At 64.4% G+C, this 14532-nt stretch carries 10 protein-coding genes and 1 pseudogene; 8 read left to right on the forward strand and 3 right to left on the reverse strand.

Annotated elements, in window-relative coordinates; translation table 11 throughout:
• Positions 1-36 precede the first annotated feature (36 nt).
• Positions 37-996: a glucokinase gene (locus tag FEM01_RS07430; RefSeq protein ID WP_138218788.1), complete on the reverse strand. Its 960-nt coding sequence runs from the start codon at positions 994-996 to the stop codon at positions 37-39.
• Positions 993-2819, reverse strand: coding sequence for a phosphogluconate dehydratase (gene edd, locus FEM01_RS07435; RefSeq protein WP_138218789.1), 1827 nt, complete (start codon positions 2817-2819; stop codon positions 993-995). The genes FEM01_RS07430 and edd overlap by 4 nt, the downstream gene beginning before the upstream one ends.
• Before the next feature lie 261 nt (positions 2820-3080).
• On the opposite strand from edd, the gene gap reads away from it, so the two are divergent.
• The 7 genes and pseudogenes from gap (at position 3081) to FEM01_RS07470 (ending at position 11135) form a co-directional block, all read left to right on the forward strand.
• Positions 3081-4082 (forward strand): type I glyceraldehyde-3-phosphate dehydrogenase, encoded by a 1002-nt coding sequence (gene gap / locus FEM01_RS07440; RefSeq protein ID WP_138218790.1) that lies wholly within the window; start codon positions 3081-3083, stop codon positions 4080-4082.
• Between the two features lie 181 nt (positions 4083-4263).
• Complete coding sequence (locus FEM01_RS07445; protein ID WP_138218791.1) at positions 4264-4776, forward strand: RNA polymerase sigma factor; 513 nt, start codon at positions 4264-4266, stop codon at positions 4774-4776.
• A gap of 90 nt (positions 4777-4866) precedes the next feature.
• On the forward strand, positions 4867-5829 hold the full coding sequence (locus FEM01_RS07450; protein ID WP_138218792.1) for a FecR family protein: 963 nt from the start codon (positions 4867-4869) through the stop codon (positions 5827-5829).
• Between the two features lie 130 nt (positions 5830-5959).
• Positions 5960-8542, forward strand: coding sequence for a TonB-dependent receptor (locus FEM01_RS07455; protein WP_138218793.1), 2583 nt, complete (start codon positions 5960-5962; stop codon positions 8540-8542).
• A gap of 132 nt (positions 8543-8674) precedes the next feature.
• Positions 8675-9268 carry a biliverdin-producing heme oxygenase gene (locus FEM01_RS07460; protein ID WP_138218794.1) on the forward strand — a complete coding sequence of 198 codons (594 nt, stop codon included), beginning with the start codon at positions 8675-8677 and terminating at the stop codon, positions 9266-9268.
• A 50-nt stretch (positions 9269-9318) separates the two neighbouring features.
• Positions 9319-9714: pseudogene (locus tag FEM01_RS07465) on the forward strand (YbaN family protein); the annotation flags it as partial.
• A gap of 74 nt (positions 9715-9788) precedes the next feature.
• The gene (locus tag FEM01_RS07470; RefSeq protein ID WP_138218795.1) at positions 9789-11135 is read left to right on the forward strand and encodes a CoA transferase; all 1347 of its coding nucleotides are present in this window, start codon (positions 9789-9791) and stop codon (positions 11133-11135) included.
• 80 nt (positions 11136-11215) lie between these two features.
• Here FEM01_RS07470 and arcD (FEM01_RS07475) read toward each other — a convergent pair whose 3' ends face one another.
• Positions 11216-12643: an arginine-ornithine antiporter gene (gene arcD / locus FEM01_RS07475; RefSeq protein WP_138218796.1), complete on the reverse strand. Its 1428-nt coding sequence runs from the start codon at positions 12641-12643 to the stop codon at positions 11216-11218.
• 437 nt (positions 12644-13080) lie between these two features.
• Between arcD (FEM01_RS07475) and arcD (FEM01_RS07480) the strand changes: the two genes are divergently transcribed.
• Complete coding sequence (gene arcD / locus FEM01_RS07480) at positions 13081-14508, forward strand: arginine-ornithine antiporter (RefSeq protein ID WP_138218797.1); 1428 nt, start codon at positions 13081-13083, stop codon at positions 14506-14508.
• Positions 14509-14532 lie beyond the last annotated feature (24 nt).

Genomic DNA, 14532 nt, shown 5'->3' on the forward strand with positions numbered 1-14532 from the left:
GCCTGCTGTACTAGGGCTGCCATGCAGCCCTGGCGATCAGTGATCCAGCGCCTGCTGCAACGCCACCCCGGCCCCCAACAACCCGGAAAATTCAGCGGTAACCAGCCATACCGGCACCCCGGCAAAATAGCCACTCATGCAGCCTTTTTCGGCGAAGCTTGCTGCAAAACCGCTGCTGAGGAACAGTTCGGCAAAACGCGGAATCACCCCACCGACGATATAGACCCCACCGCGCGCGCCCAGGGTGAGCACATTGTTGCCCGCCACCCGCCCGAGGAAACGGCAGAACTGCTCGATCACCGCCAGCGCCTGGGGCTCGTTCGCCAGGGCCGCATCGGTGATCTGCGCCGGGGTCTTGTGAATCGGGTGATGACCGTCCAGCGCACACAGGGCCTGATACAAGCGCACCAAGCCGCCGCCGCTGAGCACGGTCTCGGCACTGACATGGCCGATCTGGCGATGAATGTGCTGGTGGATCGCGGCCTCGCGGGCATTACCCACCGGCAGGTCAACATGCCCGCCCTCGCCGGGTAGCGCCATCCAGCGTTGTTCGCCCAGGCGCAGCAGGCTGCCCACCCCCAAGCCGGTGCCCGGGCCGATCACCAGCGCCGGGCGTGCCGGATCGGCCTGGCCTGGGCACACTTCGCGGTACTCGCCCGCGTCCAGGCGGGTCATGCCCAGGGCCATGGCGGTGAAATCGTTGATCAGCAGCAGCTGCTGTACCTGCAATGCCTGGCAGAACGCCGTGCGGCTCAGGCGCCAGTGGTTGTTGGTGAAACGGAACTCATCGCCCTCCACCGGCCCCGCCACCGCCAGGCATACTGCCGCCAGGCCGCCGCGGCTGATGTGCTGGTCGGCCAGATACGCCTCGATGGCCTGCTCGGGGCTGGTGTAGTCGGCGGTGGCGAACACCTGCACCGCCTCCAGCCGGTTGTCCCGCCAAAGGGCGAAGCGGGCATTGGTCCCGCCGATATCTCCGACCAGCAAAGCCTTCATTCGAGGGTCTCCAACGCCGAGGTGAAGGCGCTCGCGCCCTTTTCCGCCGGACTGAACGCCACACGCATGAAGCCGAACAGCTCGCGCCCGCACCCCAGGTCGTTCCCTGTAGGCGGGGTGGGCAGCTCACGGCTGGCCAGCTCTTCGGCCGAGACCATGACCCGCAGCGTGCCTTCGACACCATCGACACGCACGATATCACCATCGCGCACACGTGCCAGCGGCCCACCGTCGAAAGCTTCCGGGCAGACGTGGATGGCCGCCGGGATCTTGCCCGAGGCACCCGACATGCGCCCGTCGGTGACCAGCGCCACCTTGAAACCGCGGTCTTGCAGCACACCGAGGAACGGCGTGAGCTTGTGCAGCTCGGGCATACCGTTGCAGCGCGGTCCCTGGAAGCGCACCACCGCAACGAAGTCGCGCTCCAGCTCGCCGGCCTTGAACGCATCGGCCAGCGACTGCTGGTCGTGGAACACCCGTGCCGGGGCCTCTACGACTCGGTGCTCCAGTGCCACGGCAGACACTTTCATCACCCCGCGCCCCAGGTTGCCTTCCATCACCCGCAGTCCACCTTCGACCGAGAAAGGCCGCGCCACCGGGCGCAAGATGTTTTCGTCCAAGCTCTGGGTCGGGCCTTCGCGCCATACCAGCTGGCCGTCGTCGAGGAACGGCTCCTGGGTGTAGCGGCGCAGCCCAGGGCCGGCCACGGTATTGACGTCCTCGTGCAACAGCCCGGCGTCGAGCAGCTCGCGAATGAGCAACGCCATGCCACCGCAGGCCTGGAAGTGGTTGATGTCGGCTTTGCCGTTGGGGTAGACGTGGGACAGTGTCGGCACCACTTCGGAGAGGTCGGCCATGTCTTGCCAGGTAAGCTGGATGCCGGCGGCCTGCGCGATGGCCGGTAGGTGCAGGGTGTGGTTGGTCGAACCGCCCGTGGCGTGCAGTGCGACCACGGCGTTGACCAAGGCTTTTTCGTCGACGATCTCGCCAATTGGCATGAAGCTGCCGCTGGCCTTGGTCATGCGCGTGACTTGGCGCGCCGCTTCGGCGGTCAGCGCATCACGCAACGGTGTGTACGGATTGACGAACGAGGCTCCCGGCAAATGCAGGCCCATCACCTCGGTCACCAGTTGGTTGGTGTTGGCGGTGCCGTAGAACGTGCAGGTGCCGGGGCTGTGGTAGCTCTTCATTTCCGACTCGAGCAGTTGCTCACGGGTGGCCTTGCCCTCGGCATAGCGCTGCCGTACGTCGGCCTTCTCTTTGTTGGAAATGCCCGAGACCATCGGCCCGCCAGGCACGAACACGGTCGGCAGGTGACCAAAGCGCAGCGCGCCCATCATCAGGCCAGGGACGATCTTGTCGCAGATGCCGAGCATCAGCGCACCGTCGAACATGTTATGCGACAGGGCGATGGCGGTGGACATGGCGATCACTTCACGGCTGGCGATGGCCAGCTCCATACCCGGCTCGCCCTGGGTCACGCCGTCGCACATGGCTGGCACGCCCCCGGCGAACTGGCCGACCGAGCCGACTTCGCGCAGCGCCTGCTTGATCTGGTCCGGGAAATGCACATAGGGCTGGTGCGCCGAGAGCATGTCGTTATAGGCCGAGACGATGGCCACGTTGGCGGCGTTCATCAGGCGCAAGGTCTGCTTGTCCTCGCCGCCGCAGCCGGCCACGCCATGGGCGAAGTTGGCGCATTGCAGGCTGGCGCGCATGGGGCCGTCACTGGCCGCGCCACGGATCAGCTCAAGGTAGCGTTCACGGGTGCGGCGGCTGCGGGCGATCAGCCGTTCGGTGACCTCAAGGATGCGCGGGTGCATGTACTGGACTCCAGGCTAACGGTAAGGGTGGCTTGCGGCATTTCCCCTCCAAACGATTGCGGCCTAGGCTCATGTGAAGGGCGCTGAGGGCAAGCGTGGAGCGGCTTTCCGACCACTCGTTGTAGATTTAACAAAATACTGCCACTAAAAAGGCTTGTTTTCTATCCGACAGTGAATAATCTTGTAATTCCAATAACAAAACCGTTTCAGTGAAGCTGCTCTTTGTGCCACAGGCTTCACCCGACTGCCAGAGGTAACGCCATGACCCTTCGCATCGCCATCAATGGATTCGGCCGTATCGGGCGCAATGTCCTGCGCGCACTGTACACGCAAGGCTATCGTCAGGACCTGCAGGTCGTCGCCATCAACGACCTGGGCGACAGCACGATGAACGCCCACTTGCTCAAGTACGACAGCGTCCACGGTATATTCGACGCCAACGTCGAGGCCGACCATGAAAGCCTCACCGTCAATGGCGATAGAATCGCCGTCAGCGCCATTCGCAACCCGGCCGAGCTGCCCTGGAAGGCCCTGGCGATCGATGTGGTGTTCGAGTGCACGGGCTTGTTCACCGAGCGCGCCAAGGCAGCCGCACACCTGAGCGCAGGCGCGGGCAAGGTGATCATCAGCGCACCGGCCAAAGGCGCCGACGCAACGGTGGTGTATGGGGTCAACCATGACGTGCTGCGCGCCTCGCATCAGGTCATCTCCAACGCCTCATGCACCACCAACTGCCTGGCGCCCGTGGCCCAGGTGCTGCACCGCGAGTTCGGCATCGAACAAGGCTTGATGACCACCATCCACGCCTATACCAACGACCAGGTGCTTACCGACGTCTACCACGGCGACCCCTACCGCGCCCGCTCGGCCACCCAATCCATGATCCCCAGCAAGACCGGCGCGGCCGAAGCGGTAGGGCTGGTGCTGCCGGAGCTGGCCGGCAAGCTGACCGGCATGGCGGTGCGCGTACCGGTGATCAACGTGTCGCTGGTGGACCTGACGGTCAATCTCAAGCGTGAGGTGTCCGCCGAGGCGGTCAACCAGGCGTTCCTCGAGGCCAGCCGCCACTCGCCGGTGCTCGGTTACAACGCCCTGCCACTGGTGTCGTGCGACTTCAATCACAATCCGCTGTCGTCGATCTTCGACGCCAACCACACCCGCGCCAACGGGCGCATGCTCAAGGTGCTGGCCTGGTACGACAACGAGTGGGGCTTCTCCAACCGCATGCTGGACAGCTGCCTGGCACTGTTGCGCGCCAAGTAACAGGGCGCTTGAACATCATGCGACTGACTTGAATATTGCCGGGGCCGCCCTGCGGCCCGTTGCGGCGTCCCGGCAAGCCCCTGCACAGCCCAATCTTTACCTGACGGTGACATTTGCGCGCTTGACCTTGAGCATTAATGATAAGCATTATCATTCTCTTCTCAGTCCACCAGGTTTCTTCGTGAGTCAGTCCCGGTTCAATTCCGTCTTCCTCAACCAGCGCCTGAGCCTGCTGCGCACGCTGCAGCGCATGGTGGGCAACCCGAGCACCGCCGAGGACCTGTTGCAGGAGACCTACCTGCGGGTCACCCGTGCCTTGGGCGAACGCCCCATCGAGCACCTCGAACCGTTCGTTTTCCAGACCGCACGCAACCTCGCCCTGGACCATCTGCGCGCCCGTCGGGTGCAAGCGCGCACCTTGGTCGACGATGTACCCGAGCAGGTCCTGCACAACGTCGCGGCGCCTGTGGGCAACAGTGAGGACGCAGCCCACGCCGAGCAGTTGCTCAGGCACTTGAGCGCAAGTCTTGGCCAGTTGACCGAACGCCAGCAACGCATCTTCATCCAGAGCCGCTTGCACGGCGCCAGCTACCTGGAAATCGCCGAACAACTGCAAGTCTCGGCAAGCACGGTGCAAAAGGAATTGAAACTGATCATGGCCATTTGCATGGGCGTGGCCGATCGTCACCAGTGACTCGGCAACTGGCCGCGACGGCGCGCAAAGCCCTTGCCTTGCACCGGGCCAGCGCTGATCATGCGCAAGAAATCGCCCCAAGGACTCCCCGTGACCGACCTGCCCTCCTCGCGCCCGACACCCGCCGAGCCTGACGCCCGCGCTCGTGCTCGCGAAGAGGCGATGGACTGGCTGATCCGCCTGCAATGCGCCAGCGCGCAGGACACCGCAGCCTTCGAACAGTGGCTGGGCGCGGCTGCGCAAAACGCCGAGGCGTATATCGAAGTCGAGGCGCTGTGGAACGGGGCAGCGTTGCGCCATACCGCCAGCACCCTGCACGTGGTCCGCCGCCGCTCCCTGGGCGGGCGCCTGCGCAGCCACTGGAAACCCCTGGCCACCGCCGCCGTGCTGCTGGTCGGGCTGTTCACCTTCGGCAACCTGCCGGTGCGCCTGCAAGCCGACCACCTGACCGTGGTCGGCGAGCGCCAGCGCCTGGAGCTGAACAGCGGCGCCAAGGTGCTGCTCAACACCAACTCGGCGTTCGCCAGCGATGTGCGCGATGGGCACCAGGTTGCCCGGCTGCTGCAGGGCGAGGCGTATTTCCAGGTCGCTGGCAGCGACCACACGCCGCTGGAGGTCCAGGCCGGCCCCCTGCGCGCCAGCGTGCGCGACACCGATTTTGCCGTGCGCTACCTGGACGGCGAGGCACAAGTGCGGGTGCAGCGCGGCGATGTCGATGTCCTAGCCGCCACCGACCAGCGCATCCGCCTCAGCGCAGGCGAGAGCATCAGCCTAGGCCCCAAGGGCTTTGGCCCACGTCAACGCCCGGACCTGCGCCAGGACCTGGCCTGGATCGACGGCCGCCTGGTATTCGAGAACTGTCCGTTGAGCCAGGTCCTGGCCGAAGTCCGCCGTTACTACCCCGGCTGGATCATCAACCGCAACACCGCCCTCGAACAGGTTGCAGTCACCGGTAACTACCGCCTGGATCAACCCCTGGAGACGCTACGCGCGCTGGCGCACATCACCTCCGCGCAGCTACACGAGTACCCCGCCCTGGTCATCCTGAACTGACCGACAGTTTTTTTACGCGAATCGCACACCCCATCCGTCTCGTTATAGCCAATACGATTGATTCTCGTTCGAAACTTCGAAACCGAGAACAGCCACTGCCTATAACCTTGCGCGACAGGGAGCGCTTTCGATGTCCTCAGGTCCTTTCCGCCCCTCCATTTCTTCCCGCCGTTGCGGCCCTTTGTCCCTGCTGACCCTGGCGCTACTCGCCAGCGCCGGCAGCCTGCCGGCGCTGGCCATGGAACCGGCCCAGGCGAGCAGCCCGCGGATGGGCGACTACCGCTTCGCCATTGCCCAGCAGCCGCTGGTGCAAGCCATCAACGCGTTCAGTCAGGTCACCGGCTGGCAGGTCGGTTTCAGCGCCGAACTGGCCGAGGGCATCGCCTCGCCGGGCGTGCAAGGTTCGCTGACGGCGGAGGCCGCCCTACAGCGCCTGCTGCACGGCACCGGACTGCGCTATCGCACGATCGGTAATGGCAACGTGGTGCTGGAGCGCCAAGCCGCTGGCAACGCCATCGCCTTGCAACAGATGACCGTCAGCGCCACCCGCAACGCCCAGGACATCAGCCAGGTACCCAGTACCGTCAGCGTACAAAGCCGCGAGCAGCTCGACCGGCAGAACGTCAACAGCATCAAGGAGCTGGTGCGCTACGAACCAGGCGTGTCGGTGGGCGGTGTAGGCCAGCGTAGTGGCCTGAATGGCTACAACATCCGCGGTATCGACGGCGAGCGCATCCTGACCCAGGTCGATGGGGTTTCGATCCCGGATAGCTTCTTCTACGGCCCCTTCGCCCAGACCCAGCGCAACTATGTCGACCCTGAAATCGTCAAGCGCGTCGAGATCCTGCGCGGCCCGGCCTCGGTGCTGTACGGCAGCAACGCCATTGGCGGTGCGGTCAGCTACTTCACCCTCGACCCCGAGGACATCATCAAGCCCGGCAAGGATGTCGGCGCGCGCCTGAAGACCGGCTACAGCTCCGCCGACGAAAGCTGGCTGACCTCCGCCACCGTCGCCGGCCGCCAGGGCGACTTCGACGGCCTGCTGCACCTGAGCCAGCGCAATGGCCACGAGACCGAGTCATACGGCGAAACCGGCGGCACCGGCCTTGCCCGCACCCAGGCCAACCCCGAGGACGTACGCACCACCAACGTGCTGGCCAAGCTGGGTTGGAACTACGCCGACGACGCCCGCCTGGGCTTCACCTACGAACGCTACAAGGATGACCGCGACCAGAACCTGCTCAGCGTTGTCGGCGGGCCGTTCGGCAACGGTGTCGGCGTGGGCATGTACAAGGCGCGCAGCGGCAACGACAGCGTCACCCGCGAGCGCTTCGGCATCAACCACGAATTCGGCCTGGAATCGTCGGTGGCCGACCACGTGAAGTGGAGCTTGAACTACCAGATCGCCAAGACCGATCAGTACACCGAAGAGGTGTATTCGCCCTTCACTCGCACCGTACTGCGCACCCGCGATACCACCTACAAGGATCGCCAATGGGTGCTCGACACGCAGTTCGACAAAGCGTTCAGCATCGGCGCCACCGATCACACATTGACCTATGGCACCACCGTCAAGCATGAGAAGGTCACCGGCACCCGCAGCGGTACCGGCACGTGCCTGGCCGTGGGCATCGGCTGCCCGAGTGTGGGCGCCAACCGGCCGACCGATGGCCAGGCGCTGGTCAGCGACTTCCCCGATCCAACCATCGACACCTACAGCCTGTTCGTGCAGGACGAGATCCGCTGGAACAACTGGACCTTCCTGCCTGGCGCGCGCTACGACTACACCAAGCTCGACCCGACATTCACCGACGCCTTCCTGCGCGGCGCGGCAGCCAACGGCGGCACCCTGGACGATCTGGATGATTCGGCCAAGAAGTGGCACCGCGTCTCACCCAAGTTCGGTGTGACCTACGCCTTCAACGACCACTACACCTGGTACGGCCAGTACGCCGAAGGTTTCCGCACGCCAACCGCCAAGTCGATGTACGGCCGCTTCGAGAACTCCACTGTCGGCTACAGCGTCAAGCCCAACCCAGGCCTTGAGCCGGAGAAGAGCAAGAGCTACGAAACCGGCCTGCGCGGCAACTTCGAGAGCGGCAACTTCGATGTGGCGGTGTTCTACAACAAGTACCGCGACTTCATCAACGAAGACGCCGTGCAATCGGCCAACCTGACCTCGACCTTCCAAGCCAGCAACATCAAGCGCGCGACCATCAAAGGTGCCGAGTTCAAGGGTCGCCTGAACCTCGACGCCTTCGGTGCTGCGCCAGGCTTGTACACCCAGGGCTCGCTGGCCTATGCCCACGGTCGCAACGACGACAACGGGCAGCCGTTGAACAGCGTCAACCCGCTGACCGCAGTGCTCGGCCTGGGCTACGAGCAGCAGCACTACGGCGGTTTGCTGAGCTGGACTCTGGTCAAGCGCAAGAACCGTGTCGACGACACCACCTTCTTTGCCCCCGACGGCACCAGTTCGCAGTTCAAGACCCCAGGCTATGGTGTGCTGGACCTGACTGGCTTCTACAAGGTGACCGACGACATCACCGTCAATGCTGGCCTGTACAACCTGACCGACAAGCGATACTGGCAGTGGGATGACGTACGCGGCTACGACGCCATCGGCGAAGCCGGTGCCACCCAGCCGGCCAACCTGGACCGCCTGACCATGCCAGGGCGCAACTTCGCCATCAACGTGGTGTGGGATATCTGATCCGATCACGCTTGCGCCCTCGCGGGAGCGGCCTCGCCCCGCGATGCGGCGCCTGGCGCAGGTGTTTTTTTACGCTCCTGCGCCGCCTTCTTCGTCTTGTCACTAGACGCCCTCACCACTCAAGGACTTCTCATGAGCGATCGCCCAGCCCTGCGCTCCCAGCGCCTGAACCAGGTTACCCACGCCCCGCATACCGCGCTGGACGCCCTGGTCAAATCCCACAAACCGTTCGACAGCCGCGAAGCCTTCGCTCGTTTCGTGGTCGCCCAGTACCTGTTCCAATCCGAGCTGCAAGCGCTTTACAACGACCCGCAACTGATCGCCCTGGTGCCTGACCTGGCCGCCCGCTGCCGCGCCGAACAGGCCCGCCTGGACCTGAGCGACCTCGACACCGAAGTACCCGCGCCGATCCCCGGCGCACTGCAAGCGCCGAGCCTGGGTGAAGCGCTGGGCTGGATCTTCGTCTCAGAAGGCTCCAAACTGGGTGCTGCCTTCCTGATCAAGCGCGCCGTGGCCCTGGGATTGTCCGATAACTTTGGCGCCCGTCACCTTGGCGAGCCGGCCGGTGGCCGTGCCGAAGGCTGGAAGCAGTTCACCCGTATGCTCGACAGCCTGGCGCTGTCGCCGGCCGAAGACGCCGCCGCCGAACGCGGCGCAGTCGCAGCCTTCGAGCGCTTCACCGAACTGCTCAAGCATGCCTACGCGGCCGACGCCGCGCTGGCCTGACACGCGTTACCCGGTCGCCTGCGGGCGACCGCACCGTTTGCAGTGAGACCATGACCCAAATCGCCCGCTCCAAGCTGTCCCGCCTACTTTACGCGATCCTCGCCTACGTGAGTTTGGGCATTGGCCTGGTGGCCATCGTCATCCCAGGGCTGCCGACCACCGAGTTCATCCTGCTCGCGGCCTGGGCAGCCACCCGCAGTTCGCCGCGCCTGTCAGCCTGGCTCGAACAGCACCGATTGTTCGGGCCGATCCTGCACAACTGGCGTAACGGCAAGGTGATCCAGCGCCGCGCCAAGCTCAGCGCGACCCTCAGCATGCTGCTGTGCGCAGGCCTGATGCTGAGCGTCCTCGATCACCACTGGCCGGTGTTCCTGGCCATCGCCGGGATGACCTTGGGCAACCTGTGGATCTGGTCGCGCCCCGAGCGCCCGCGCACTGGGGTGACGTCGAACGGCAACGACGCCAGGGTTGCACCCGCGAAGAAGCTGTACTGCAATGGAGCCACCCAGGAGGATCCTGCATGCAGACATTGCTCACCCCCATCGCCCAGGCCCTGAACCTCGATACCGACGCCGTGCGCTGGCAAGGTATCGGCGCGCTGCCCTCGGCGTTCGCCGTCACCGAGCTTGCCGCGGCCAGCGTCGCGGCCTGTGGCCTGGCCCTGGCGCACCTGCTCGAAGCCCCGCTGGAACGCTGTCCGCTGGTCCGCGTCGACCGCCGCCTGGCCTCGTGCTGGTTCGCCAGCAGCCTGCGCCCACAAGGCTGGTCGCCACCGCCGGTATGGGACGCCATTGCAGGTGACTATGCCGCGCGCGACGGCTGGATTCGCCTGCACACCAATGCACCGCATCACCGCGCCGCTGCCTTGCAGGTACTCGGCTGCCAGGCTCAGCGCGAAAGCGTGGCAAAGCAGGTCGCGCAGTGGGACGCCGATACCTTGGAGAGCGCCGTGGTGGCCGCTGGCGGCTGCGCGGCACGTATGCGCAACGAGCTGGACTGGTGCGAGCACCCCCAAGGCCGGGCGGTCGGTGCCGAGCCGCTGGTGCTGCGCGACACGTTTACCGCCGTGCCACTGGCCTGGCACGGCAGCGAGACACGGCCATTGGCCGGCATCAAGGTACTCGACCTGACCCGCATCCTCGCCGGCCCCATCGCCACACGCCTGCTGGCAGGCTTTGGAGCGCAGGTGCTGCGTATCGACCCACCCGAGTGGAACGAGCCCGCGGCCGTCGCCGAAGTCACCCTGGGCAAACGCTGCGCCCGCCTGGACCTGCGCAGTAGCGAAGGCCAGGCTATCTTCCAGGCCTTGCTCGCCGACACCGACATACTGGTGCATGGCTACCGCGCCGACGCTCTGGAGCGCCTCGGGCTGGGCGCTGCGCAGCGTCGCCTGCTCAACCCTGGGCTGATCGATATCAGCCTGAACGCCTATGGCTGGAGCGGCCCATGGCAGAACCGTCGCGGCTTCGACAGCCTGGTGCAGATGAGCAGCGGTATCGCCCACGCAGGTCAGCGCTGGCAACAAACCGAGCGCCCCGTACCGCTGCCGGTGCAGGCACTGGATCACGCCACCGGCTACCTGATGGCCGCCGAGGCGATCCGCGCGCTGGGTGAGCGGCTGCGCAGTGGCCAGAGCTGCCGAGCGCGGCTGTCACTGGCGCGCACTGCGCGGTTGCTGGTCGAGCGCGGCACGGTGGAAGAAGACCTGCCGTTGGCCGCCGAGTCGGCGGATGACATCGACCCGTCGCTCGAACATACGCCCTGGGGCCCTGCACATCGGCTCAAGGGGCCGTTGAAGGTCGGCGAGGCGCTGATGGCGTGGGACCACGGGGCTTGCGAGCTGGGCTCAAGCAAGCCCAGTTGGTAACACCCGCCTTGTGTAGGAGCGGCCCATTCGCGGCGCAAGGCCGCTCCTACACGGGGCAACGTTTTGCGCAATCCTAGGGATCAGAGGCTCAAAATCCCCGCGTGCAAGGCATAAGCCGCAACCCCGGCGCCCAGCAGCACGGCAGCGAAGATCAGCGTCTCCCATCCCGTGAACAGCCGCTGCCCCTGCTCATGCTTGGCCCGCGCGAACAAAATCACCCCCGGCGCATACAACAATGCCGACAGCAACACGTACTTGAGTCCGCCGGCATACAGCAGCCAGATCGCATAGACCAGCGCAATCATCGCCACCAGCAAGTCCTTGCGCCGCACGCCCGCCTGGCCCTGGTAAGTCTCACCGCGCAGCGCCAGCAGCATCGCGTAGGCCGCCGACCAGAAGTACGGCACCAGAATCATCGACGAGGCTAGGTAGATCAAGCTGGTGTAGGTGCTTGCCGCAAACAGCGTAATCAGCAAGAAAGCCTGGATCATCGTGTTAGTCAGCCACAACGCGTTGGCCGGCACATGCCTAGCGTTTTCCCGAGCCAGGAAGCGCGGCATGGTGCCGTCGCGAGCCGTGGCGAACAGGATCTCGGCGCACAGCAGCGCCCACGACAGCAACGCCCCCAGCAACGACACCGCAAGCCCCAGGCTGATCAGCAAAGCGCCCCACGGCCCGACGATATGCTCCAGCACCGAGGCCAGCGAGGGATTCTGCAAACCCGCCAGTTGCAGCTGGGTCATCACGCCCAGCGACAGCACGTTGACCAACACCAACAACGCCAGCACCCCGAGAAAACCAATCAGCGTGGCCTTGCCAACATCCGCGCGGCGCTGCGCCCGGCCCGAATACACACTGGCCCCCTCGATACCGATGAACACGAACACCGTCACCAGCATCATGTTGCGTACCTGCTCCAGCACACTGCCCAACCGTGGGTTGGCGAAACCCCAGACATCCTGGGTGAAGATGTCGGCGCGAAAGGCGAACGCGGCGATCACGATGAACATCAGCAGCGGCACCACCTTGGCCACGGTGGTCACTAGGTTGATGAACGCAGCCTCCTTGATGCCGCGCAGCACCAGAACGTGCACTGCCCACAGCAGCAGCGACGCACAGCCGATGGCCAACGGCGTGTTGCCTTGGCCAAATGCCGGGAAGTAGAACCCCAGGGTGCTAAACAGCAGCACGAAATACCCGACGTTGCCCATCCAGGCGCTGATCCAGTAGCCCCAGGCCGAGGAAAACCCCATGTACTCACCGAAGCCTGCCTTGGCATAGGCGTACACCCCAGAGTCCAGTTCAGGTTTGCGATTGGCCAGGGTCTGGAACACGAAGGCCAGCGCCAGCATACCCACGGCGGTGATCGCCCAGCCGATCAGCACGGCGCCGACTTCGGCACGCGCTGCCATGTTCTGCGGCAACGAAAAGATCCCGCCACCGATCATCGACCCCACCACCAAGGCAACCAGCGCGCCAAGGCGCAGTTTCTGTCCGGGTTCGCTCATCGCCCCTCCTCTGTGGGTATGCCCGCCACGGCGAAACAGGCCACAACAGCGTTTGAATGTAACCGTTTATTTATATTCATTGCGGTGCTCAAAGTTGCGCCGTACATAACAGAGCCGTCTATCCAAATACCGCGAGAATTTCGATTATTACCCAATAAATGCGGCACCTGTGGTGCGGTTCGCGGATTGCACCGAAAAAGTTGCCAAATATTCAAAAGCGACTAGTTTGAGAGTTCGCAGGCAATCCGGGGGCCGCCCCCGAAAGGCATGGAGGTGCCAGCACACAAGGCCTGCGGTAGAGCTGTCGGTATCCTCCAGGAGGGTCGTGAAGGGATATTTCCACCCCTTCATATGGCCATGAACTGATCCATATCAGCGAATGGACAAGGCGTCAGATTTAATCTGATGTCAACTTTCTCCTGGCACGGAGTCGATAAATGTCTGATTCTCCCGGAAAACTCAAACTGGGTGCGCTGGTCGCACTTGTGGTGGGTTCGATGATTGGTGGCGGGATCTTTTCGCTACCACAAAACATGGCCGCCAGTGCGGGTGTCGGCGCCGTGCTGATCGGCTGGGCCATCACTGCGGTGGGCATGCTCACCCTGGCCTTCGTGTTCCAGACCCTGGCCAACCGCAAGCCCGATCTGGACGGTGGGGTGTACGCCTACGCCAAGGCCGGTTTCGGCGACTACATGGGCTTCTCCTCGGCCTGGGGCTACTGGATCAGCGCGTGGCTGGGCAACGTGGGGTATTTCGTCCTGCTGTTCAGCACCCTGGGTTACTTCTTCCCGGTGTTCGGCGAAGGCAACACGCCCGCTGCGGTGATCGGCGCGTCGCTGCTGCTGTGGGCAGTGCATGTTCTGGTACTGCGCGGTATCAAGGAAGCGGCGTTCATCAACCTGGTGACCACCGTGGCCAAGGTCGTGCCGCTGCTGCTGTTCGCCCTGATCTGCCTGTTCGCGTTCAGGCTCGATGTGTTCAGCGCCGACATCTGGGCGCTGGGCACACCGGAGCTGGGCAGCGTGATGAATCAGGTGCGCAACATGATGCTGGTCACCGTCTGGGTGTTCATCGGCATCGAGGGTGCGAGCATATTCTCGTCGCGGGCGGAAAAACGCGCTGACGTGGGCAAGGCCACGGTCATCGGGTTCATCACCGTGCTGCTGTTCCTGGTGCTGGTCAACGTGCTGTCGCTGGGGGTCATGACCCAACCGGAGCTGGCCAAGCTGCAGAACCCCTCGATGGCGGCGGTGCTCGAACATGTGGTGGGTCACTGGGGCGCAGTGCTGATCAGCGTAGGCCTGATCATCTCGCTGCTGGGGGCACTGCTGTCGTGGGTGCTGCTGTGCGCCGAGATCCTCTTCGCCGCCGCCAAGGACCACACCATGCCGGAGTTCCTGCGCCGCGAGAACGCCAACCAGGTGCCGGCCAACGCGCTGTGGCTGACCAACGCGATGGTGCAGATTTTCCTGGTGATCACGCTGTTCTCCAACAGCACCTACCTGTCGCTGATCTACCTCGCCACCTCGATGATTCTGGTGCCCTACCTGTGGTCGGCGGCCTATGCCTTCCTGCTCGCCTGGCGCAGCGAGACGTACGAGCAAGCCTTGGCCGAGCGCAAGAAAGACCTGCTCATCGGCGGCATCGCCCTGCTCTACGCCATCTGGCTGTTGTACGCGGGGGGCGTGAAATACCTGCTGCTCTCGGCGCTGCTCTACGCCCCCGGCGCAATCCTGTTCGCCAAAGCCAAGCGCGAAGTCGGCAAGCCGATCTTCACGCGCCTCGAAAAACTGATCTTCGCCGCTGTGGTGGTGGGCGCCCTGGTGGCTGCCTATGGCCTCTACGACGGCTTCCTGACCCTCTGACCCAAGCTCACTGGAGGAATCGAC

Origin of the sequence: Pseudomonas mosselii (genome assembly GCF_005796105.1) — a bacterium.
Taxonomy (GTDB): Bacteria; Pseudomonadota; Gammaproteobacteria; order Pseudomonadales; family Pseudomonadaceae; genus Aquipseudomonas; species Aquipseudomonas mosselii_C.